General features: G+C 63.3%; 20 protein-coding genes and 1 pseudogene. 15 read left to right on the forward strand and 6 right to left on the reverse strand.

The features are described from left to right. Positions 1–66 precede the first annotated feature (66 nt). From P0D73_RS32410 to P0D73_RS32415, 3 genes and pseudogenes are all read right to left on the reverse strand, one after another. Positions 67–402 carry a M91 family zinc metallopeptidase gene (locus tag P0D73_RS32410; protein ID WP_408317493.1) on the reverse strand — a complete coding sequence of 112 codons (336 nt, stop codon included), beginning with the start codon at positions 400–402 and terminating at the stop codon, positions 67–69. Positions 403–809: 407 nt separating this feature from the next. Next, positions 810–971, reverse strand: a pseudogene (locus P0D73_RS47015) (IS6 family transposase); the annotation flags it as partial. A gap of 86 nt (positions 972–1057) precedes the next feature. Then, positions 1058–1948, reverse strand: coding sequence for a LysR family transcriptional regulator (locus P0D73_RS32415; RefSeq protein WP_408289203.1), 891 nt, complete (start codon positions 1946–1948; stop codon positions 1058–1060). A gap of 385 nt (positions 1949–2333) precedes the next feature. Between P0D73_RS32415 and leuB the strand changes: the two genes are divergently transcribed. The 10 genes from leuB (at position 2334) to P0D73_RS32465 (ending at position 12773) form a co-directional block, all read left to right on the forward strand. Further along, a complete protein-coding gene (gene leuB / locus P0D73_RS32420; protein ID WP_132379932.1) occupies positions 2334–3404 on the forward strand; it encodes a 3-isopropylmalate dehydrogenase in 1071 nt (356 codons plus the stop codon). A 5-nt stretch (positions 3405–3409) separates the two neighbouring features. Beyond that, positions 3410–4312 (forward strand): ABC transporter ATP-binding protein, encoded by a 903-nt coding sequence (locus P0D73_RS32425; protein WP_408317495.1) that lies wholly within the window; start codon positions 3410–3412, stop codon positions 4310–4312. 22 nt (positions 4313–4334) lie between these two features. After that, entirely contained in the window at positions 4335–5150 is an 816-nt protein-coding gene (locus tag P0D73_RS32430; RefSeq protein ID WP_132381225.1) for an ABC transporter permease, read from the forward strand. A gap of 21 nt (positions 5151–5171) precedes the next feature. Next, complete coding sequence (gene leuC / locus P0D73_RS32435) at positions 5172–6575, forward strand: 3-isopropylmalate dehydratase large subunit (RefSeq protein ID WP_408317531.1); 1404 nt, start codon at positions 5172–5174, stop codon at positions 6573–6575. A gap of 10 nt (positions 6576–6585) precedes the next feature. Beyond that, positions 6586–7179: a 3-isopropylmalate dehydratase small subunit gene (leuD, locus tag P0D73_RS32440; protein ID WP_408317497.1), complete on the forward strand. Its 594-nt coding sequence runs from the start codon at positions 6586–6588 to the stop codon at positions 7177–7179. A 50-nt stretch (positions 7180–7229) separates the two neighbouring features. Further along, entirely contained in the window at positions 7230–8261 is a 1032-nt protein-coding gene (locus P0D73_RS32445) for an ABC transporter substrate-binding protein (protein WP_408317499.1), read from the forward strand. Between the two features lie 20 nt (positions 8262–8281). Next, the gene (locus P0D73_RS32450) at positions 8282–9055 is read left to right on the forward strand and encodes an aldolase/citrate lyase family protein (protein ID WP_408317501.1); all 774 of its coding nucleotides are present in this window, start codon (positions 8282–8284) and stop codon (positions 9053–9055) included. A 14-nt stretch (positions 9056–9069) separates the two neighbouring features. Beyond that, the gene (locus tag P0D73_RS32455; RefSeq protein ID WP_408434528.1) at positions 9070–10152 is read left to right on the forward strand and encodes an amidohydrolase family protein; all 1083 of its coding nucleotides are present in this window, start codon (positions 9070–9072) and stop codon (positions 10150–10152) included. After that, positions 10149–11201, forward strand: coding sequence for an ABC transporter substrate-binding protein (locus tag P0D73_RS32460; RefSeq protein ID WP_408317505.1), 1053 nt, complete (start codon positions 10149–10151; stop codon positions 11199–11201). Before P0D73_RS32455 ends, P0D73_RS32460 begins: the two co-directional genes overlap by 4 nt. A gap of 90 nt (positions 11202–11291) precedes the next feature. Beyond that, complete coding sequence (locus P0D73_RS32465; RefSeq protein ID WP_408317507.1) at positions 11292–12773, forward strand: NAD-dependent succinate-semialdehyde dehydrogenase; 1482 nt, start codon at positions 11292–11294, stop codon at positions 12771–12773. A 102-nt stretch (positions 12774–12875) separates the two neighbouring features. Here the strand turns inward: P0D73_RS32465 and P0D73_RS32470 are convergent, their stop codons facing one another. Beyond that, positions 12876–13916 carry a GlxA family transcriptional regulator gene (locus P0D73_RS32470; RefSeq protein ID WP_408317509.1) on the reverse strand — a complete coding sequence of 347 codons (1041 nt, stop codon included), beginning with the start codon at positions 13914–13916 and terminating at the stop codon, positions 12876–12878. A 233-nt stretch (positions 13917–14149) separates the two neighbouring features. Between P0D73_RS32470 and P0D73_RS32475 the strand changes: the two genes are divergently transcribed. Beyond that, positions 14150–15115: a homocysteine S-methyltransferase family protein gene (locus P0D73_RS32475; RefSeq protein ID WP_408317511.1), complete on the forward strand. Its 966-nt coding sequence runs from the start codon at positions 14150–14152 to the stop codon at positions 15113–15115. A 152-nt stretch (positions 15116–15267) separates the two neighbouring features. Here P0D73_RS32475 and P0D73_RS32480 read toward each other — a convergent pair whose 3' ends face one another. Beyond that, positions 15268–15948: a GntR family transcriptional regulator gene (locus P0D73_RS32480; protein ID WP_408317513.1), complete on the reverse strand. Its 681-nt coding sequence runs from the start codon at positions 15946–15948 to the stop codon at positions 15268–15270. Positions 15949–16162: 214 nt separating this feature from the next. On the opposite strand from P0D73_RS32480, the gene P0D73_RS32485 reads away from it, so the two are divergent. The 3 genes from P0D73_RS32485 (at position 16163) to P0D73_RS32495 (ending at position 19429) form a co-directional block, all read left to right on the forward strand. Continuing rightward, complete coding sequence (locus P0D73_RS32485; RefSeq protein WP_408317515.1) at positions 16163–17746, forward strand: Rieske 2Fe-2S domain-containing protein; 1584 nt, start codon at positions 16163–16165, stop codon at positions 17744–17746. Positions 17747–17816: 70 nt separating this feature from the next. Next, complete coding sequence (locus P0D73_RS32490; protein WP_408317517.1) at positions 17817–18824, forward strand: PDR/VanB family oxidoreductase; 1008 nt, start codon at positions 17817–17819, stop codon at positions 18822–18824. Positions 18825–18889: 65 nt separating this feature from the next. Then, complete coding sequence (locus tag P0D73_RS32495) at positions 18890–19429, forward strand: hypothetical protein (protein ID WP_408317518.1); 540 nt, start codon at positions 18890–18892, stop codon at positions 19427–19429. Positions 19430–19435: 6 nt separating this feature from the next. On the opposite strand, the gene P0D73_RS32500 is transcribed toward P0D73_RS32495, so the two are convergent. Beyond that, complete coding sequence (locus P0D73_RS32500) at positions 19436–19969, reverse strand: MarR family winged helix-turn-helix transcriptional regulator (RefSeq protein WP_408317520.1); 534 nt, start codon at positions 19967–19969, stop codon at positions 19436–19438. Between the two features lie 309 nt (positions 19970–20278). On the opposite strand from P0D73_RS32500, the gene P0D73_RS32505 reads away from it, so the two are divergent. Next, the gene (locus P0D73_RS32505; RefSeq protein WP_408317522.1) at positions 20279–21553 is read left to right on the forward strand and encodes an ABC transporter substrate-binding protein; all 1275 of its coding nucleotides are present in this window, start codon (positions 20279–20281) and stop codon (positions 21551–21553) included. Positions 21554–21644: the final 91 nt, after the last annotated feature.

Below are 21644 nucleotides of genomic sequence, written 5' to 3' on the forward strand. Positions count from 1 at the left end.
TAGGAAGAGATCGCTTCCTAATCAAGCCATGAAAACCTGGCACAGGCAGTTCGACTTTAACCGTGTTCACGTGGTCAGTGCGCCCGGTTGGAGGCCTGAATACCGGGTTCGTGGCGCGATGCCGTGGTCGGCGCGGATCGCGTTCTCCGTGATCGGGCCTGCCGGATACGGGTGAAGGCCGGTCACCGCGCGCTCGTCGGCTTCAGCATAGACGGCGGTCGCGCCCTTCAGGCTGCGCAGTGCGTGAATCAGTTCATGGGCTAGTCCAATGAAGGGAGGGCGATGTCCGTCCGGCGAGTCGTACTTGCCCGGATTCCAACGAATCATGGATGGCGAACCGATATCGCCATCGAGAAACCGCATCTGGGCGGTTGCCCACGCGGCCGCATTGAAGTTGGACACGTTGCCTGTCAATGGAACGGGTGCGCTTGTCCTTCCAACCTGTTGGGCGCCCTGCGCGCGCACGAGGTTCGACGCACTTGCGCCGTTCGTGCCAGCGTACACCCGCGCTCCGAATGAACCAGGAGCTATGGAGACGCGCTGACCGTCGCCGGACGGGATGATCGCGACTTTGTACGGCAGAGCCATGGTATTGGGTCGACGTCCACTGGAAACCTGGCTGCGCGTTCGCTTGCGACGGATTGTGAAGAAACCGCGGGATCCTAATGGATGGCATGTAGTTAGCTCGTTAGACTATGAGAGTCTTGGTAAAACAGCCAGTGCCGCAGATTTATTCCCTTGATGATCATGCCCGGTTTGGCGAAGGGCGCAGTTGGAGAGTTTGCTGGCCGTCTGGGCGACAAGCTCGCCCAGCGGCGGACCGTGTCGTACGTGACCACGACACCACGCTTGAGCAATAACGCCTCAACGTCGCGCAGGCTCAGGCTCAACCGGAAATATCAGCGAAGCGGAAAGCTGATAACGACGGCAGCAAAGCGGTGGCCGTGACAAAGCGATCTCGTCTTGCTCACCGCTTCACGACGCCGGTCCATCAATCTGGCACTGGCCTGCACATGATTCGCGTGCTTCGAGCAAGATGTGCTGCAGCAAGCGCTGGTTAGTCTGCCTTACGAAGATGTTCGACCAGCAGTTGCGTCGGAACATTCAACGTATGCCGGTCGCCATTGAAACATAGGTGAAGGTGACGTTGCGCCCAAGGCTCATCGAGCGTCCGGGTTTCGATACCGGCGAAACTCGGGTGGCGCTCGAGCCACGGCGCAGGCAACACCGAAATGCCCATGCCCATCTCCACCATGCAGCAGACCGCTTCGTTGCCGCTTACCTGGACGCGCCGGCTGATCTGCCGATCAAGCCGGGCCGCCGCTGCGAAAAGCAGTGTGCTCAACGAGCTTTCGCTGCGCAGGCAAACAAACTCGAACGGCAGCATCTCGGCGAAGCTCAGGCTCGGCCGCGCTAGCAGTTCATGTCCCACGGGCAGCACCGCAACTAGCCTCTCTTCGTTATAAGGCAGCGTGCTCAAGCCGTTTGCCGCGAACGGATCGCCGAATATGCCGATGTCCGCCTGCCCGTCGGCAACGAGCTTGATCGCGTGCGGACTCAGACTGTCAGTGAGTTCGACACTGACGCCGGGATGCAATCCGGAGAATGTACGCAATTGCTGCGGCAGATATTGTGTGACCACCGCGATGCTCGCGGCAATCCGGACGGTACCGCGTACTTCTTCCGACAGATCCGTCATCTCCACTTCAAGCTGCTGGATGTTGCGGCGAATCGTGTTGGCGTGACGGAGCAGGACATGGGCGGCCCGCGTGGGTTCGAGCCGGGTGGGACGACGCTCGAACAAACGCTGATTGAGCATCGCTTCCAGGTCCGACATGCGCTTGCTGATGGCCGACACCGCTATGTGCTCGCGCGCGGCGGCCTGCGTGAGACTCTTGGTCTCCATGACGGCGACAAACAGTTGCAGCGTGTAAAGATCGATTCTCATACAGGTTCCCTGCCCGAACGTTGACCGCCGAGGTGATCGCGTCCGGTTTGTTTCGACACATCAAAGCACAGCCGGCGTTAGTGCTTTCCCCAGGAATATCGCGTTGAAGGAGCGCCATGGTCGCCGCGCATCCTCTGCGCGGCTCGCGCGTACAGCCTGTGTCATTTTACGCCGCGCTCCGATGACGTAAGGCGTTGGCGTCCTTTCGCCGGTCCTCGCGGCACCCGCCGGATCGCTGACGCCGGCTGTGAGCGTCGCCGATCGACAAGCCCCCTTCGTCAAACAGAAATAGCGAGCCCGTGCCGCTGTTCCTAATATCGAGGCCAGAACAGCGGCGTGCTCGATGCATTGCGCCGCTGTACCCAACTAATCATGGAGACACGCAATGAAGGTTGCCGTATTGCCGGGCGATGGAGTGGGCCGGGAGATCGTTCCCGAGGCCGTCAAGGTTCTGAAAGCGGTCTCGAACGGGCGCTTCGAACTCGAACTCGAGTATGGGGCCATCGGCATGAGCGGTGTGGAGGCGACCGGCAAGCCGCTGCCCGACGAAACGCTGGCGATGGCGCAACGCTGCGACGCCATCCTGTTCGGTTCGGTAGGCGGCCCCGAGTATGAACAGTGGCTGCGCAAGAATAAGGTTCGCTCAGGGTTGCTGCAACTGCGCAGGACACTCGGTCTGAACGCGAATTTACGGCCGGTCCGGCCGATCCGGGAACTCGCGTCCGTGTCGACGCTCAAGCCCGAAGTGATCGACGGACTCGACATGCTTATCGTGCGCGAACTGTCGAGCGATATCTACTTCGGCGAACCGCGCGGTCCGGTGGAAAGCGCGAATGGCGAGCGCGAATCGATCAATACCATGCGTTACCGCGAATCTGAAGTGCGGGCGATTGCCCACGTCGCATTCAAAGCAGCGCAGCAGCGCAACAGGCGGGTATGTTCGGTCGACAAAGCCAATGTGCTCGAGACCATGCAGCTATGGCGCGACGTCATGACGGAAGTGGGCCGCGAATATCCGGATGTGGAACTCACGCATCTTTATATCGACGCTGCCGCGATGGCGCTATTGCGCACACCGACGCGCTTCGACGTGATTGTCACGGGCAACATGTTCGGCGACATTCTCTCCGACGAAGCGGCGATGCTCGCGGGCTCGCTCGGCATGATGCCGTCGGCTTCGCTGGCGCCCGGCGGCAAGGGGCTGTACGAGCCCATCCACGGCTCGGCGCCCGACATTGCCGGGCGCGACATCGCCAACCCGCTCGCCACGATTCTTTCCGCGGCAATGCTGCTGCGTTACACGCTCAAACGCGAGACGGAAGCGGTGCTCGTCGAGGAGGCGGTGCGCCGGGTCGTCGCGGCGGGCACGCGTACCGGCGACATCATGGAAACGGGTTGCACCCAGGTCGGCACGCGCGCCATGGGCGATGCGGTGGTCGCGGCACTCGCGGGTTGACGGCCATGATTCGTTCCGCGTTGATCCAATCCGCGCTGCCGGGTGTCCAATCAGGCGCATCCGGCACGCGACGCGCAGATGCGTTGCCGACACCGGCGGCCGCGCAGGCCGGTGCCGCGCTCGCGTTCGAAAACGTCACGTGCACGTTTTCGCATGCGTCCGGCAAGCAATGCTATACGGCAGTCGACAACGCGAGCTTGAGCGTCGCGCCCGGCGAGTTCGTGTCTGTGGTCGGTCCGACCGGCTGCGGCAAGTCGACCTTGCTCAACATGGCGGCGGGTCTGCTGTTTCCATCGTCGGGAAGGGTGCTCAGTTTCGGCCGCGAGGTGACGGACATCAACCGTCACGCGACCTATCTGTTTCAAGGCGAAGCGCTGATGCCGTGGCGGCGCGCGATCGACAACATCTCCGCGGGCCTGCAGTTCGCCAACGTCAGCCGCGCCGAAGCCGGACAGCGCGCCGAACTGTGGCTGGCGCGCGTCGGCCTCGCGGGGCACGGCCACAAGTTTCCGTATCAGATGTCGGGTGGCATGCGCAAACGCGTCGCACTCGCCCAGGCGCTGATTCTCGATCCGCCGCTCATCCTGATGGACGAACCGTTCAGCGCGCTCGACATCCAGACGCGCCAGTTGATGGAATCCGAACTGCTCGCGCTATGGCAGGCGGACCGCAAGTCGGTGCTGTTCATTACCCATGATCTGGATGAAGCCATCGCGCTGTCGGACCGCGTCGTCGTCTTGTCGGCGGGACCGGGCACGCGGCCGATCGCAGAGTTTCCGATCGATTTGCCGCGCCCGCGCGAGGTGTCCGAAATCCGTAATTCCGAGCGTTTCGTGGCGCTGCATACCCAGATCTGGGACGTTCTTCGTGATGAGGTGCTGAAAGGCTATGAACAGAGCAAACGCTGAACCGATCGAAGGCGCCATGCGCATGACGAAGCGCCCGACAAACACGCGTGCGCCGCGCGATCTGATGCTGCTGTGGCGTCTGTTGCTGCTCGCTGCAACGCTCGGCCTGTGGCAACTGCTGGTGAGCCTCGGCGTGATGCCGGTGTTCTTCTTCGGCGATCCGGGGCCGGTGTTCGTACAGGTCTGGCGATGGTTCCAGAGCGGCGAAATTCTGCCGCATCTATGGGTGACGCTGGTGGAGACCGTGCTGTCGTTTCTGGTCGGGACCGGCGCGGCGGTGGTAGTGGGTTTACTGCTGTCGTTGAATGATTTTCTGGCGCGTCTGCTGGATCCGTTCATCAAGGCCGCCAACGCGATGCCACGGGTGATCTTCGCACCGATTTTCGCGCTGTGGTTCGGCCTCGGCATCTGGTCGAAGGTCGCGCTGGGTACGACGCTGGTGTTCTTTATCGTGTTCTTCAACGTCTTTCAGGGCGTACGCGAAGTCAGTCCGGTGGTGCATTCGAATGTGCGGATGTTGGGCGCGAGCCGCAGCCAGATGCTGCGCTATCTGTATCTGCCGTCGGCGGCCAGCTGGGTTTTTTCGAGCCTGCACAATGCGGTCGGCATGGCGTTCGTCGGCGCGGTGGTGGGGGAATACCTCGGTTCGGCGCGCGGCATCGGCTATCTGATTCTGGAGGCCGAAGGGTCCTTCAACATCAATGCGGTGATCGCCGGCATCGTGGTGCTGACCGTCTTCGCGTTGCTGATCGACACACTGGTGACGCGTATCGAGCGGCGCCTGCTGATCTGGCAACCGGCCTCGGGCGCATCGGCCAAAGCGCGCGCCGACAACTAACGGAGACGGATTGTGTCCATCATGCAAGGCAAGACCTTGTTCGAAAAGATCTGGAGCAGCCATGAAGTCGTGCGCGACGATACCGGCCAGAGTCTCCTTTATATCGACAGGAATCTGATTCACGAAGGCTCGCGCAACCCGTTTCAGGTGCTCGCCGCGAAGAACCTCACCGTGCGCCGTCCCGACCGTACGTTCGCGACGCCCGATCATTACGCGCCGACCACGGGGCGCACGCTCGACGACGTCGACGGCCCCGAACGGCGTGATATGGTCGCCTCGCTGACCCGCAACGCGCAGCGCGAAGGCATCACGCTATTCGGCATGGACGATCCGCGGCATGGCATTACGCATGTCGTCGGGCCCGAGCAAGGTTTGAGTCTGCCGGGCATGACCATTGTGTGCGGCGACAGCCATACCTCGACGCACGGTGCGCTCGGCGCGCTGGCGTTCGGTGTCGGCGCGTCGGACGTCGCGCTCGTGCTGGCGACGCAAAGCGTATGGCAACGCATGCCGCGCACCCTGCGTGTGACGATCGACGGCGAACTCGGACGCGGCGTCAGCGCGAAAGACGTGGCGCTCGCGCTGATCGCGAAGATCGGCGCCTCGGGCGCGACGGGACATGTGATCGAGTACACCGGCAGCACGATTGCGGCGATGTCGATGGAAGGGCGGTTGACGTTGTGCAATCTCTCGATCGAAGCAGGCGCGAGGGCGGGCATCATCGCACCCGACGAGACCACCTTCGCCTACATAAAAGGCCGGCCGTTCGCACCAGCGGGGGAAGACTGGAACACTCGGCTGGCGCAATGGCGCATGCTTTTCAGCGACCCGGACGCCGCCTTCGATACCGAGGTTTCGCTCGACGCCACCCGCATCGCGCCCATGGTCACCTGGGGCAACAGCGTCGAGGATGCGTTACCGATCAGCGGCGCGGTGCCGGACCCGGCAAGCGCCGGCGAGCCGGAACGTCGCGCGGTGATCGAGCGCACGCTCGACTACATGGGCCTCCGCGCCGGCGAGCCGCTCGACGGCGTGAAGATCGACTATGCGTTCATCGGTTCGTGCACCAATGGGCGCATCGAGGACCTGCGCTCGGCGGCGGCGATCGTGAAGGGCAAAACCATCGCCGCCCACGTCACGGCGCTGGTCGTGCCGGGCTCGGCGCAGGTAAAGCTCGCAGCGCAAGCCGAAGGCCTCGATCGCATCTTCGTGGCGGCCGGATTCCAGTGGCGCGAGCCGGGCTGCTCGATGTGCCTCGCGACCAATGGCGACACCGTGCCGCCAGGGGCACGTTGCGCCTCCACCTCGAACCGCAATTTCGTCGGCCGCCAGGGGCCGGAATCGCGTACGCATCTGATGAGCCCGGCCATGGCCGCGGCGGCTGCGATCGCCGGGCATCTGACCGACGTGCGTCAATTTCTTTAGGGAGCCGTGCATGCAACCGTTCTTGCGCGTCGAAGCCGTCGCGCTGCCTATTGCCAGTTCGAACGTGAACACGGATCAGATCATTCCCGCGCGCTTTTTACGCAAGCAACGCGCGGAGGGCTTCGGCCAGTATCTTTTCCACGACTTGCGTTTTGACGACCACGACAACGAGCGGGCCGATTTTGCGCTGAACCAGGCCGCTTATCGCGACGCGCAAATCATGGTTGCCGGACCGAACTTCGGTTGCGGGTCGTCGCGCGAAATGGCGGTCTGGGCGATTGCGGACTACGGTATTCGCGCGGTGATTGCCGCGAGCTTTGGCGATATCTTCTTCAACAACTGCGTCAGAAACGGTGTTCTGTGCGTGGTGCTGCCGCCGGAGGTGGTCGCCGGCCTGCTCGCGATGCTGGAAGACGCGCCGGGTACGACGCTGTCGATCGATCTGGAGCGTCAGATCGTCGGCACGCGGGATGCCGACTACCGGCTCGAAGTCGATCCGTTCAATCGCAAATGCCTGCTGCTGGGGATCGATGGCGTGGACTACACCTTGCAGTTCGCCGACCGGATCGCCGCGTTCGAGGCACGCACAAGCGCACCGCCCTGACATATGCAAAGCGGTAGACAGGCCGATATCAAATACAAGGAGACACCGACATGAAAAACACTTTCCGTACGCTGTGCTGCGCGCTATTGACGCTCGGCATTGCCACGCTCAGCCACGCCCAGGGCGGTCTGGAGAAAACCCATCTGGACATCGCGACCACCAGTTCCGTGATTTCCTACTATCCTTTCGAAATCGCGCTCGCCAAGGGCTATTTCAAGGACGAAGGACTCGACGTCGAACGCAGCATGTATGCGGGCGGTCCGCAAACTTTGCAGGCGCTTCTCGGCGGCAGTGCTGACATGGTGGTGAGCGCCTATTCGAACACGCTCACCATGGCCGCGCACGGCCAGCACCTGCAGGCGTTCGTGCTGATGATCAAATATCCCGCGTTCGTGCTGGGCATCACCAGGCAGGGGCAGGCGAAATATACGTCGCTGAAAAGTCTCGCCAACATGAAGATCGGCGTGACCTCGCCGGGTTCGAGCACGAACATGATTCTCGATGCCATTGCGGCTCGTAACGGCGTCGACCGCAAATCGTATGCGGTGATCGGCGTCGGCGCGCAAGCCAGCGCGGCGGCCGCGGTGAAGCAAGGACAGCTCGACGCGCTCGTGGGTATCGATCCGACCATCACGATGTTGACCGAGAGCAATGAACTGAAGGTGGTCGCCGATCTGCGCACCGGCGAGGGCGTGATGGCCTCGATCGGCAGCAGCACCTATCCGGAAGGCTCGGTGATATCCACCACCGATTTCATCAAGAAGAATCCGCATACCGTTCAGGCGGTGGTCAACGCCATGCTGCGTGCGGAGAAATTCCTGCAGACCGCGACCCCCGCGCAGATTGCCGATGCGTTGCCCAAGTCGTATCAGGTGGGCGACCGCGCCATGTATCTGAAGGCCATCGAGCATACCCGTTCCGTCTATTCCACGGACGGCCGCTACGACCCGAAGGGCGCCGCGGCGGTACTCGACGTGCTGGCCGGATCGGACCCGCTGATCGCGGGGGCGCGTAGCCGGATCGATTTGCCGTCGACCTATACGAATAGTTTTGTGGAAGCCGCCACCGTCAAGAAACCGTAACTCATTGGAGACCATTCGACATGCAGCATCCGAACGCATTCAAGACCGCCATCGCGGCACGCCAGCGGCAGATCGGCTTATGGCTCAGCATGGCCGACAGCGTGGCCGCTGAAATCTGCGCGACCGCCGGCTTCGACTGGTTCCTGATCGACGGCGAGCACGCGCCGAACGATCTACGCACGATCCTCGCGCAGTTGCAGACGCTCGCGGCGTTTCCGGTCGAGCCGGTGGTGCGTCCGCCGGTTGGCGAGGCGTGGATCATCAAGCAGTTGCTCGATGCGGGCGCACGCTCGTTGCTCGTGCCGATGGTCGACACGGCGGAGCAGGCGCGCGAACTGGTTTCAATGACGCGCTATCCGCCGCATGGCATTCGCGGCGTCGGCGCACGCATGGCGCGCGCTTCCCGATTCGGCGCGCGCAGCGACTACATCGCGAAGGCCAAAGACGAGATGTGCCTGCTGGTGCAGGTCGAAACAGCCGGCGCGCTCAGGCAGATCGAAGCGATTGCCGCAGTGGAGGGTGTCGATGGCATTTTCGTCGGACCATCCGATCTGGCGGCGTCGATGGGGCATCCCGGCAATCCCGCCCACCCCGAAGTACGCGCCGCGGTCGAAGACGCGTTGCGCAGAATCGCCGCGGCCGGCAAGCCGGCGGGCATCGTCTCTTTCAACGCCGACGATACGCAGCGGTTCATCGATCTGGACACGATGTTCGTCGCGGTCGGCGCCGACGCGGCGATTCTGGCCGATGGAACCCGCGCGCTGATAAACCGCTTCAAGAAGCCATTGCAATGAGCGGGGTCCCCGTCATGAATGCCAGCAAACCTTCTTCCCGCTTACCCACGGATCCGCACGCGCCGGTTCGTCCTGCGTGGCTCGCGCTGCGCAACGAAACGATCATCGAGCCGGAGCGGTTGATCGTGGACCCGCATCATCATTTGTGGGACCGGCCAGGCGCGCGCTACCTGGCGCACGATCTGCTCGACGATGTGACGAGTGGCCACCGGATCGCCGCGACGGTTTTTATCCAGAGCCGCTCGATGCTGCGTGCGCAGGGCGACCCGGCCTTCGCCACGCTCGGCGAAGTCGAGTTCGCGAACGGCGTGGCGGCGATGGGAGCGTCGGGCACCTACGGCAGCACGCAACTGTGTGCGGGAATCGTGGGCGCGGCCAGCCTCGCGCTCGGCGATAACGTGGCGCCGGTGCTCGAAGCGATGCTTGCGGTTTCCGGCGGACGGCTGCGGGGGATCCGCAATTCGCTGGTCTGGCACGACGATCCCGCAGTGACCTCGACCACCGCGCGGACGACCGCCCACATGATGCTCGATCCGAAGTTTCAGCAGGGCGCCGCGCGGCTGGGCGACTACGGGCTCGCGCTGGACATGTGGATCTATCACACGCAACTGGACGAATGCTACGCGCTGGCGCGCGCGATTCCCGATGTGATCGTGGTCATCGATCATTTCGGCGGACCGGTGGGCGTGGGGCGCCACGCGTCGAGCCCGGAGGCGCGCAATGCCATGCTGAGCGAGTGGCGTGAGTCGATGCGGCGGCTCGCCGCGCTGCCGAATACCCGCGTGAAGCTTGGTGGCGGCGGCATGCCGGTGCTGGGCTTTCACCTGGATCAGGATGACCTGCCGCCCACCTCCGCGCTGCTCGCCGATACGTTGCGGCCCTACGTGGAAACCTGTATCGAACTGTTCGGCGTGACACGCTGTATGTTCGAGAGCAATTTCCCCGTCGACAAAGGGATGTTCAGCTACCACGTGCTGTGGAATGCGTTCAAGCGAATCGCCAGCAGCGCGTCCGAGGACGAAAAACGCGCACTCTTCAGCGAGACGGCGGCCGCGACCTATAAGCTCGATCTGGCCGGGCAGGAGAGCGCATCATGAGCCGGGGCCGCTTTGCCATTCCGGCGGCCGCAGTGTCGGCCGCACGGATGACGCTGCTGCTGACCGCGCTATTGGCATCGGCCGCCGGCGAAGCCGCGCCGCCCCTGGAGAAGACGCATATCGACATCGCCACGGTGGGCGCGGTGATGGGTTATCTGCCGGTCGACATCGCGATCAGCAAAGGCTACTTCAAGGACGAGGGGCTCGACGTAGAGCGCAGCATGTTTCCGGGCGGCCCGAAAGTGCTGCAGTCGATGCTCGGCGGCACGGCCGATTTCGGCTCCAGCGCGTATTCGAACACCTTGACCATGGCCGCGAAAAACCAGAAGGTCGTCGCGGTTGCACTGATGGCGCGCTATCCGGGCTACGTGTTCGGCATCTCGAGCAAAAGCGCGGCGAAGTTCAAGTCGATGAAGGACCTGAGCGGCATGAAGCTCGGCGTGACCTCGCCCGGCTCCAGCAATAATCTGGTGCTCGATTATCTGGCGTCGAAGGCCGGCGTCGATCTGAAGAGTTTTTCGGTAATCGGCGTGGGTGCCGAGGCCGGCGCCGCGGCCGCGGTTCGGCAAGGCCAGATCGATGGACTGATCAGCGTCGATCCGGTCATTACGATGCTGACCGACAGCCACGACCTCAACGTCGTCGCCGACATGCGCACCGCCAGTGGCGTGCAGGCCGCGCTCGGCAGCGCGCAATATCCGGAAGCCGCGATCCTGACCACGGCGGATTTCATCGCAAAGAATCCGCATACCGTGCAGGCTGTCGTCAACGCGATCGTGCGCGCCGAGAAATTCCTGCAAACGGCGACACCCGATGAAGTGACTGACGCGCTGCCCACCGCCTATCAGCTCGGCAATCGCCAGACCTTCGTCGCGGCCTACAAAAACTCGCAACCGATCTTCTCCGCCGACGGCCGTTTCGATCCAGCCGGCCCGGTAGCGGTGTTCAATATCCTGTCGAAGTTTGACAAGGAACTAGCCGATGCGAAAGGGCGGATCGACATACCGTCCACCTACACGAACCGTTTCGTCGATGCCGTGCGTCACTGATCATGCCTGCCGCCGCGCAGCGAAACATCTGGCGCACTTCAGTTGCCGGTCGCAGCAATGCATCTCCCTCATCCACTCCAGGAATCCGCCATGAAGGATCTACAGTCAAGCCTCGATCGTCCGGCGCTGCTCAGCCCGCTCAATTTCATCGACGGCGAATGGCAAAGCGCGCTGTCCGGCGAAACATTCGCGGTTCACAACCCGGCAACGGGCGAGGTGATCGCCAATGTGCCCGACAGCCAACCCGCGGATGCCCGCGCGGCCACCGATGCCGCGAGCCGCGCATTTCCCGGCTGGCGCGAAAAGCTGCCCAAGGAGCGCGGCGCGATCCTGCGCAAGTGGTACGACGCGATCGTTGCGAACGGTGAGGACCTGGCGCGGCTGATTTCGCTCGAGCAGGGCAAGCCGCTGGCCGAAGGGCGCGGCGAGGTGGCGTATGGCGCGTCTTACGTCGCGTGGTTCGCCGAGGAAGCGTCGCGCATTTACGGCGACATCATTCCGCAGCAGCAGCGCGGCAAACGGATGACTGCGCTGAAGGAGCCGGTAGGGGTGGTCGCCGCCATCACGCCGTGGAATTTTCCGCTCGCAATGATCGCCCGCAAGATTGCGCCGGCGCTGGCGGCGGGCTGCACCGTCGTCGCGAAGCCGGCGGAGGATACGCCGCTCACCGCGCTGGCGCTGCTGAAGCTGGCGCAGGAGGCGGGCGTGCCGGCCGGCGTGATCAACATAGTCACCGCATCGCGCGAGCATGCAGCCCCGGCGGTGGGCGACTGGCTCGCCGACGAACGGGTGCGCAAGATATCGTTCACCGGCTCGACGGCGGTGGGCAAATACCTCGCTCGCGAATCGGCGGGCACGCTCAAGAAGCTTTCCATGGAACTGGGCGGCAATGCGCCCTTCATCGTGTTCGACGATGCGGATATCGAGGCCGCGGTGGCGGGCCTGATGGCATCGAAATTCCGTAACGGCGGACAGACCTGCGTGTGTCCGAATCGGGTCTACGTGCAGTCGGCCATTTATGATCGTTTCGCCGACGTGTTGAGCACGCGCGTGGCCGCCCTCAAGGTCGCGCCAGCCACGGACGAGGCCGCGCAGATCGGCCCGATGATCAACGCCCGCGCGATCGACAAGATCGTGCGCCATGTCGAGGATGCGCTTGCTCAGGGCGCGCACGCGTTGACCGGCGGCAAGCGCCTGACCGACGTGGGGCACAACTATTTCGCGCCGACCGTGCTGGCCGATGCGACCGCGGACATGCTGCTGTTTCGCGAGGAAACGTTCGGGCCGGTCGTGCCGTTGTTCCGCTTCGACACCGAAGCCGACGCGCTCAAGGCTGCCAACGAGACGCCATTCGGCCTCGCCGCGTATTTTTATAGCCAGGACGTACGGCGTATCGATCGCGTTTCGCGACTGCTGGAGGCGGGCATTGTCGGCGTGAATGAGGGCGCCATTTCGAGCGAAGCGGCGCCATTCGGCGGGGTCAAGGAATCGGGCTACGGGCGCGAGGGCTCACGCTACGGTCTCGACGACTACACCACGCTGAAATATGTCTGCCAGGGCGGACTGGCGTAAGCACGTCGGCAGGACGCGAGCCGGCCGCGAGGTGCGTCAGGTCAACGCCGATGAGAAGCATAAACGGTGAATCGCAAGTCCACGTCCGGCACGTCGCGATCGTCATCGATTCTCCTTGACGTAGGTGATTGCTTCACGCATGGCGCCGAAACGTCGGCGGTATTGCGCCGGTGTGAGGCTCACCTTGCGTCTGAACAGGCGGCTGAAGAATCCCGCGTCTTCGTAGCCGACTTCATTGGCAATGGCTTCAATCGGCTGGGTGTCGGTTTCGAGCATCTGCTTGGCTTCTTCCAGCCGCAGCGTATGCACGTAAGCGAGCGGCGACATGCCGGTCGCCTGCTGAAAGCGGCGATTGAACGAGCGCTCGGGCAAGCCGCTCATTTCCATCATCTTGCTGACGGGCGAGGGCTGGGCGTAGTGATCGGAGATCCACGACTGACAGCGCGCGATGACGGCATCTTCCGCCTGCCGCGTGCGCGCGAGCCGCGCGAACGGCTGCTGGCCGACATCGTGCCAGTCGACGAGATTGATGCGCGCCGTCTGCATTGCGGTTTCGATGCCCGCCAGCCGCGCGATCAGATACAACGCCAGATCCAGCCACGACGTGCCGCCGCCGGCCATGATGAGCCGCTCGCCATCGCCCGATGCGACTAGCGCCCGATGCGCGCGTACCTTGATCGACGGATAGCGCCGTGCCATGAAATCGCAGTACGCCCAGTGCGTCGTCGCGTCGAGGCCGTCGAGCAGGCCGGCTTCTGCGAGCAGGATCGCGCCCGAGCAGGCCGTTGCGAGAATCTTGCCCTGCGCGTAACAGCCTTTGAGGCAGGCGATTTCGTGGTCGAAGCGGCCCGCGAGCGGCTCGCCGGGCGGGACCAGCAGCTCGGGCACGCAGATGACGTCGGCATCCGCGCAGGCATCGAGCGGCGCGTCCGCCGTGATGCGCACGTTATTGGCGGCGACGAACGAGGCTCCGTGGCGCGACACGACGCAGGGCGCGATGGGCGCGCGCCCCGGCGTGCCCTCGACGATGAGACCCCAGTCGCGCCCCGCCGACATGAACATGTCGTACATGCCGTACACGACGGATGCCGACGTCTCGGGCAGCGCCAGGATGCAGATGCGCACGGGTGAGCGGTCGTTCATGGCCGTTTTGTCCGGTAAGTTGCCGAAATGGCTTTGGCGTCGGGCGCACGCTCGCCGTATCGTGGCTCCGTCGCAATGTTATTAAAGTGTAAGGAAGGCGCTGGCGCCAGCACTCCCCGCAGGAGCGGGGGCCCGGACGCTCATGTTTTATCTCCTTCTTTCACTCGGCGGATGCCCCGCCGATGCCTTGCCGACGACTTCCCTGACGTGGACTTCATTGACGGAGCATGACCATGAGCCAGTACCGCACTCATCTTCCGCAACTCGATGACGCGCTTTTCATGACCGACGGCGGCATCGAGACGACGCTGATCTTTCACGATGGCATGGAGTTGCCTTGCTTCGCCGCGTTCGATCTGCTGAAGGACGCCGCGGGCACCGCGCGCCTCGACGCTTATTTCCGGCGCTATGCGAGTCTTGCGAGCAGGGAGGGTATCGGTCTCGTGCTCGAAGCGCCGACCTGGCGCGCGAATGCGGACTGGGGCCGCAAGCTGGGCTATTCCGAGGCCGCGCTCGCGCAGGCGAACCGGAAGGCGATCGAACTGCTCGTGCACGTGCGCGCCGAGTTCGAAACGCCGGATACGCCGATTGTCATCAGCGGTTGTCTAGGCCCGCGCGGCGATGCTTACCGGATCGATACACGCATGACCCGCGACGAGGCGCGAGCCTATCACCAGCCACAGATCGACACGCTGGCGGCGACCGAGGCGGACATGGTCGCGGCCTTCACGATCACCTATCCGGAAGAAGGCATCGGCGTGATCGATGCCGCTAGGCAAGCCCGCATGCCCGTGGCGATTTCGTTCACGCTCGAAATGGACGGACGCTTGCCGTCGGGCGATGCGCTGCGCGATGTTATCGAGCGCGCCGACGCGGAAACCGGCGCCTATGCCGCGTATTACATGATCAATTGCGCGCACCCATCGCACTTCGAAACCGTGCTGGGCGATGGAGGCGGGTGGCTCGAGCGCATTCACGGCATCCGGGCGAACGCGTCACGGCGCAGTCACGCCGAACTCGACGAATCCGCCGACCTCGACGACGGCAACCCGGAGGAGCTCGGCGCACAGTATCGGGCGCTGAACGCGTTGTTGCCGCGCATGAACGTGGTGGGCGGATGCTGTGGCACGGATCACCGCCATGTCAGCGCGATTTGTAGCGCAATGAAGGGCGTGAGAGGACAGTATGCGGGCGCGTGATGGTGTCATTGCGCACCGGGGACGATAGGACACCTGTATTGTCGGAAGCGTCGGGTCCGGACGGAGCATAACGGTCAGCAGGAAACGTCTATCGCGATGCGTTCGTTGATTCATTCCTGCGTCGCGGCGCCACCGGACTCCGCCGCGCTGAATCAGGCGGAGGCCTGGCCCGCGGCGAGCACGTGTTCCAGTCGCTCGATGAGATTGGCGCGCGCGCGGCTCGTATGATGCTCGGTCAACTCGACCGCTCGCGCCGCGTCGCCGGCCGCGATGGCCTGCGCGATCGCGGCGTGCTCGTCCCAGATCGCGTCGCGCAGGTTCGACGATTGCAGCACCGCACCCATCACACGCCGCAAGTGGACCCAATGCAGAAGGGCGCTTTCGCCAATCAGCGGATTGCCGGACGCCTGATAGATGGCATTGTGAAAAGCGGCGTCGGCATCGATCATGGCCTTGACGTCCTTGCCTTTAGACGCGCGCCGCCCTTGGGCGATCAGCGCGGGATCGATCGTACTGCGGCGTAGCGCGGCGAGTTTCGCGGCCAGCGAGTCAAGCGCGCCACGTATTTCATAGAGGTGACCGATCCACTCGACGTCGAGCGGCGCGACGACTACACCGCGGCCCGGCGCATCCTGCACGAGGCCGTCCTTTTTCAGCAAACGCAACGCCTGCAATACCGGCGAGCGCGACACCGCGAACTGCTCGGCGATCTCCTCCTGGGTGAGACGCACGCCGGGTGCAAGCGACCCGTCGCTGATGGCATCGAGCAGCACGCGATAGACCTCGTCCACGAAGTCGGGGCGAACCTGAATTTTGTCGAATTTGATGGGCATGGCGCTCTCTGTACTTTGGATACAGACTACAGTGCCGGCCTGACGTGGTCAACGCATGGTGCGCCGGTGTCTGTCGAAGCGCGAAGCGCTGGACAGCGCGTTAACCCGTATAGGCATCTGATTACAACGCTTCTAATCTCTGTATACAGAGTTCGGAGTTCAGTAGCCAGGCAGATTGCCGTCTGGCGCGGCGTCAATAATCGGAGGGGTTCCCATGGCGATCAAGTCGGAAAAGATGGACGATGGCGGCAGCAGCGGCGGTGCTGTGGTGAAGAAACTCGTGCCCTATGGTGGCTACTACACCAACAAGGTGCCCGATCACGATCCCGAACTGACCGAAACCGGCCCAGGCACGCCCACGGGCGAATACATGCGGCGCTTCTGGCATCCCGTCTGCATGGCGATGGAACTGACCGATACGCCGCGCTTCCTGAAAATTCTCGGCGAGGAACTGGTGGCTTTCCGCGACGGCAGCGGGCGGGTCGGCGTTCTGCATGCGCACTGCGTGCACCGCGGCGCATCGCTCGAATATGGCGCGATCCAGGAACACGGCATCCGCTGCTGTTATCACGGCATGGTGTTCGACGTGGACGGAACCTGTTTGCACGTGCCGTTTCCCAAAGGCGAGGAAGCGGAGGCCGAGAAGTACGCCTGCTCGATCCGGCAGGGCGCTTACAAGGCTGTCGAGCGCAATGGGCTCGTCTTCGCCTACATGGGACCGCCGGACGAAGAGCCGCCGTTTCCCGAATGGGAAGGCGACTTCACCGTGCTGCCTGGCGACGAGTTGGTGCCGTTCAGCAACTTCCAGCATTGCAACTGGTTGCAGGTGCAGGACAATGCGGCCGACAATTTCCACACGGCCGCCTTGCACGCCGGCAAAAACGTGGTGGACGGCCGCTTCCAGGGCACCACGTTCGACGAGGTCGGCGCCGCGTCGATGGAAGTCGCGCCTGACATGCAATTCATCCCAGTGCAACAGGGCCGCAGTCTGGCCTGTGCGGGCGCGCGGCGCGTCGACAAGGAACGGATGTTCGTGCGCGTGCAGCATCAGGTGTTGCCGAACCTGAGCCTGCATGCGTATACGTCGGAAGACGGCTCGGCACGCAAACTCTTCAGCCGCTTTCATATCGTGCGCTGGACCGTGCCCGTGGACGACGAGAACAGCAAGATGATCGGCTGGCGCGTGATGGGCCCCGGCATCGACACGCGCGGCGTCGGGAAAAAAGAATGGGTCGGCTACGAGTCGATCGACTTTCTCGAAGGACAGGTGGCAATGCGCCGTCCGGAGCGTTTCGGCAAATATTCGATAGACGAAATGCCGCCCATCCCGACTAACCACCGTGAACGCGAGCATTACAAGCAAGCGCAATACGCGCCTGGCGATTACGAGGCCATCATCAGCCAGCGTCCCATTGCCGTGCACACGCTCGAACATCCCACCAAGCTCGACGCTGGCCTCTATCTGTTCCGCAAGATGCTGCGCGACGCCGTGCGTGGCAGCAATCCGGCCGCCGGGCCGCAGCAGTTTGCCGAGTGGCTGCGCACGGTCGGCGGGGCGCCCAACAGCTTTTGCTCGGGCAATGTGTTCGACATGCCGGAAGCGGCGACCGTCGAAGAGGAAATTGCGCGGCGGCGCAAGCTGTCCAAGGGCGTGGTGGCGATCCTGATCGAAAGTGAGAAGCTGCAAGGCGAAACGCGGACCGCGTTCGTGCGCGACAAGATGGCGGCGCTCGAACTGGAGGTCAACGGGCGAACCGCTGGCGCGCCCGCCAATCAGGCAGCACGGGCAGAGTCGTAAGCGCCATTGCACCACCTAACGCGAAAACCAGCGCAGCATGCGGCACTCGGTGCCGCAAAGCGGAGACATCATGGCAGAAGGCGGTTTCGAACAAACCCTGGAATCGACGACGCTGACCGTCTTTGTCCGGCAGATTCGCTACGAAGGGCGCAACGTCCTGTCGTACGAATTCGTCGATCCGGACGATGGCGATCTGCCGCAGTTCGACGCGGGCGCGCATATCGACGTGCATCTCGGCGACGGCCTCGTGCGGCAATACTCTCTGTGCAACCCGCCGGATGAGCGGGGGCGCTACGTCATCGCGGTGCTTCGCGACGAGCGCGGGCGGGGCGGCTCCAAAGCGATGCATGAGCGCTTGCGCGCCGGAGAGCGCGTGCGCATCAGCCGGCCGCGTAATCATTTCATGCTCGACGGACGGGCTACCCGCGTTCTGCTGCTGGCTGGCGGCATCGGCGTGACGCCGTTGAAGTCGATGGCGCATCGGCTCGCGCTCGATGGCGCTGACTTCGCGCTGCATTACTGTGCCCGCGAGCGGAGTGCCGCGCCGTTTTACGACGAGTTCGAAGCCATGCTCGACGCGGATCAGTTGCATTGGCACTTCGACGGCGGTGATCCATCGAAAGGACTCGACTTGCGGCGTCTGCTCGACGAAGAAGCGACGCGCGGCACGCACGTGTACTACTGCGGTCCAGCGGGTTTCATGCGGGCTTGCGCCGAGGCGACCGCGCACTGGCCGCGTGAACGCGTGCATTGCGAGCATTTCAGCGCGCCGCCGGTGCTCGAATCGGCGGTATCGGACGCGGCGCATGACCCCAGCGGCAGCTTTGAAATCCAGATCGCGAGCACAGGTCAACGGTTGACGGTAGCGCCGAACCTGAGCATCGCCGACGTGTTACGGGAAGCACATCTGCCGATTCAGACCTCGTGCGAAGCCGGGCTGTGCGGCACATGCAAGATGCGATATCTGGAAGGCGAGGTTGATCATCGCGACTGCATTCTCGGCGCCGACGAACAGCAGGAGTTTCTGACGGCGTGCGTATCGCGTGCGAAAAGCGAGTTGCTCGTACTCGATCTGTGATCGTGCCGCGCGAAGTGCCGCCACAGCCATTCGGCCAGAGTCAGTTCAAGGAGACGGGAGACGCGATGGACATGCAAGACTATCTGACGGTCCGCGCGCACGCGCAGGGCCGCGAAGGGCTGTTCCTGATCGGCGAAACAGGCATGACGATGCGCGCGACGCACCGTGCGGATTCGACGCTTGCGGTTTGGACGGATGGCGACGGGCTACCGGCGCAGGCAACCGACATGCTCGCGGCCGATCCGCGCTTCCAGCACCTGAGTGGATTGATTCGCGTGTTCGCCGAGCCGGCGGGTTCATGCGGATACCACGCCGGCTGGATTCTCGCTCGCAGCGCCAGCGGCCTCGTGTCGATTTTAGTGCGCGATGCGGCGACCTGCGACAGTTCGCAATTGCGCGACGACGCAAACCTCGCCTTGTACCAGGCGCAGCGCTATTGCGCGCCGGACGCCGTCGTCATCGTGCAGGGCCGAATACCCGGCGAGACGGCCTCGGCGCGCGAGGCGTTGGCACGCGCATTCGGATTGACCGACGTGCGCGACCATACCTTGTATGCGGCCAACGCAGACACCCAGGCGCGGCTCAGCGTCGGTTGCGTGCGCTGAGTTCCATCACCCGAGCTTGCGGGACGGCGGCATGCGGCGTTCCTTTTCGATCTCGTCGTCCTCGAGGTTCTTGATGATGGTGTGCAACGTCTTGCGAAACTGGGCAAGCGTTCTCGGTGGAATATTCCGTACCGCCACTTCGTGCAGATCCTCGGCGAGAGGAATCAGCGTCTTTTGCAGCGCCTTGCCCTTCGGTGTCAGGTAGACGCAGATGTTGCGCATATTGTCGGGCAGCTTGCGGCGCGTGATGTAGCCGAGCTTTTCCATGGCCTGCAACGCGCTATAGGCGGTCGGTTCCCGCAAGCCCGCCAGTTCGCTCAATTCACGTTGCGTGAGGCCGTCGCGCTCCCACAGGATGCGCAGGAACGGCCAATGTCCCAACGAGACCGAATGCTCCATCAGCCGGATCTGCAGTCCGCGCGCCATGGCGCGTTGCGCGTCCTTGATGACGTGGGCGAGGCGATCGTTCGGGACGGCGTCGCGCCAGTTGATCGGCATCGGTAGCGGCGGCTTTTCTCGATCGTTTTTCGTGGTTGCCATCTTGGTCGATTGAAGTGAGCAAAGCGCATAGCATACACCGCCCGTTTGCTCCCCAAGTCAACGCAGCCGGCCCGTACAGTCCGGTCGCCTCCAGTCGGGACGAAGTGCGCGGAATTATAGGTGCGCCGCCGTATTGACATTGTGCCGTTTGCAACTTAACTTCGAATAATATTAGATGTCGAAGTATCGACAGAGTAGGCAAACGGCGAGTGCAATCAGCTTGAGCGCCGTGGTCGCCGGTGCATGACAACAAAGCGGTCGATTCGCGCCGAAAAAGCACGAAGCGTGGCCGACACATTGGAGGAAGACATGGCTGATGAACTGGCGTTGAACATGACATCGTTGCGAACGCAACACTTTCCGTTTTTGCCGCGTCACCTGCCGCGCTTACCGCGCCTGCTCGCGGCATGCGCGCTATCGGCGGGACTTGGCTTTGGGCTGGTGAACGCCGCGCAGGCGGAAGACACCATCGCGCTCGGCATGACCGTGCCGATGTCGGGCGCGGGAGCCAGTTGGGGATTGGGCTCCGAGTGGGTCGGCAAGCAGGCGGTGCAGTACGTGAACAGTCATGGCGGCGTTCATGTCGGCGACAAGACGTACAAGCTGGCCTTGACGTCCTACGACAACAAATACACCGCCGCGGACGGCGTGAAGGTCGCGCAGACCATGCTCAATCGCGACGGCATCAAGTTCATCATACTTGGCATGTCGACGCAGGCTGTCGTTGCCACACAAAGCATCTCGGAGCGATCGAACGTGCTGATGTTCACCATCAGTTGGTCCAATGCGATCAAAGGCCCCAAATACCCGCTCACGTTCACGACCATGAACACGCCGACGGAGTTTCTGGAGCCGCTCTATCAACTGGTCATGAAGCAGCATCCGACGATCCGCACGGTCGCCCTGATCAGCCCGAACGATAGCGCGGATCAGGAAGTCGCGAAGGCGGCGACCGCGCATTGGGAAAAGCTCGGTGCGAAGATCGTCGGGCAGTTCACGTATGAACGTGGCACGACGGAGTTCCAGCCCGTGGCCACGCGCGCCGCGCAACTGAAGCCCGATGTGATCGACACGCTCGGCGCGCCGCCGGGCGATGTAGGCGTGCTGTATCGTGCGTTATCGGATCAAGGCTGGAACGGCGTGCGGATCGCTTCCGCGGGGACGGTATCGGATGCGTTGATTCACACCGGAGGAAAAACGCTCGAGGGACTCTACATGGGGCTCGACGCGGTGTTCTCGTCATCCGGCGCGACACCGATTCAGCGCGACCTCGACGCGCGCTTCCAGCCGATTTTCCACGAACCGTTGAACCTCACGGACCTGTCCGCCTGGGACGGCGTGATGGCGCTGAAAGCGGGGCTCGAAAAAGCGGGCCGTGTGGATGCAACCGCCGTCGCCAAGGTGCTGCCGACCATCGTCTTCGATTCGAGCTTCGGTCCGAGCGCGTTTGGCGGCAAGAGCCAGTACGGCACGTCGCAGCAGATCCTGCTGCCGGTGATCGTCACGCAGGTACGCGACGGCAAGGTGGTCGAGATCGCGCGGATCGAGTCGACGGAATTGAAGCAGCGCCTGGGTGGGAAATAAGCGGAGCGGCGGCGCGCGAGTGTTGCCCGCCGCCATCGAATAGAAAAGCCGGGTGCAAGCACCCGGCAACTTGCCCTCGCAAGTCGCTTAT

It is taken from the genome of Paraburkholderia sp. RL18-101-BIB-B (genome assembly GCF_046026985.1).
Classification (GTDB): Bacteria; Pseudomonadota; Gammaproteobacteria; order Burkholderiales; family Burkholderiaceae; genus Paraburkholderia.

Excerpts from the sequence above, each read along its gene's own strand:
- P0D73_RS32415 (WP_408289203.1), bottom strand. The coding sequence starts at position 1,948 with ATGAGAATCGATCTTTACACGCTGCAACTGTTTGTCGCCGTCATGGAG.
- leuB (WP_132379932.1), top strand. The coding sequence starts at position 2,334 with ATGAAGGTTGCCGTATTGCCGGGCGATGGAGTGGGCCGGGAGATCGTT.
- P0D73_RS32425 (WP_408317495.1), top strand. The coding sequence starts at position 3,410 with ATGATTCGTTCCGCGTTGATCCAATCCGCGCTGCCGGGTGTCCAATCA.
- P0D73_RS32430 (WP_132381225.1), top strand. The coding sequence starts at position 4,335 with ATGACGAAGCGCCCGACAAACACGCGTGCGCCGCGCGATCTGATGCTG.
- leuC (WP_408317531.1), top strand. The coding sequence starts at position 5,172 with ATGCAAGGCAAGACCTTGTTCGAAAAGATCTGGAGCAGCCATGAAGTC.
- leuD (WP_408317497.1), top strand. The coding sequence starts at position 6,586 with ATGCAACCGTTCTTGCGCGTCGAAGCCGTCGCGCTGCCTATTGCCAGT.
- P0D73_RS32445 (WP_408317499.1), top strand. The coding sequence starts at position 7,230 with ATGAAAAACACTTTCCGTACGCTGTGCTGCGCGCTATTGACGCTCGGC.
- P0D73_RS32450 (WP_408317501.1), top strand. The coding sequence starts at position 8,282 with ATGCAGCATCCGAACGCATTCAAGACCGCCATCGCGGCACGCCAGCGG.
- P0D73_RS32455 (WP_408434528.1), top strand. The coding sequence starts at position 9,070 with ATGAATGCCAGCAAACCTTCTTCCCGCTTACCCACGGATCCGCACGCG.
- P0D73_RS32460 (WP_408317505.1), top strand. The coding sequence starts at position 10,149 with ATGAGCCGGGGCCGCTTTGCCATTCCGGCGGCCGCAGTGTCGGCCGCA.
- P0D73_RS32465 (WP_408317507.1), top strand. The coding sequence starts at position 11,292 with ATGAAGGATCTACAGTCAAGCCTCGATCGTCCGGCGCTGCTCAGCCCG.
- P0D73_RS32470 (WP_408317509.1), bottom strand. The coding sequence starts at position 13,916 with ATGAACGACCGCTCACCCGTGCGCATCTGCATCCTGGCGCTGCCCGAG.
- P0D73_RS32475 (WP_408317511.1), top strand. The coding sequence starts at position 14,150 with ATGAGCCAGTACCGCACTCATCTTCCGCAACTCGATGACGCGCTTTTC.
- P0D73_RS32480 (WP_408317513.1), bottom strand. The coding sequence starts at position 15,948 with ATGCCCATCAAATTCGACAAAATTCAGGTTCGCCCCGACTTCGTGGAC.
- P0D73_RS32485 (WP_408317515.1), top strand. The coding sequence starts at position 16,163 with ATGGCGATCAAGTCGGAAAAGATGGACGATGGCGGCAGCAGCGGCGGT.
- P0D73_RS32490 (WP_408317517.1), top strand. The coding sequence starts at position 17,817 with ATGGCAGAAGGCGGTTTCGAACAAACCCTGGAATCGACGACGCTGACC.
- P0D73_RS32495 (WP_408317518.1), top strand. The coding sequence starts at position 18,890 with ATGGACATGCAAGACTATCTGACGGTCCGCGCGCACGCGCAGGGCCGC.
- P0D73_RS32500 (WP_408317520.1), bottom strand. The coding sequence starts at position 19,969 with ATGGCAACCACGAAAAACGATCGAGAAAAGCCGCCGCTACCGATGCCG.
- P0D73_RS32505 (WP_408317522.1), top strand. The coding sequence starts at position 20,279 with ATGGCTGATGAACTGGCGTTGAACATGACATCGTTGCGAACGCAACAC.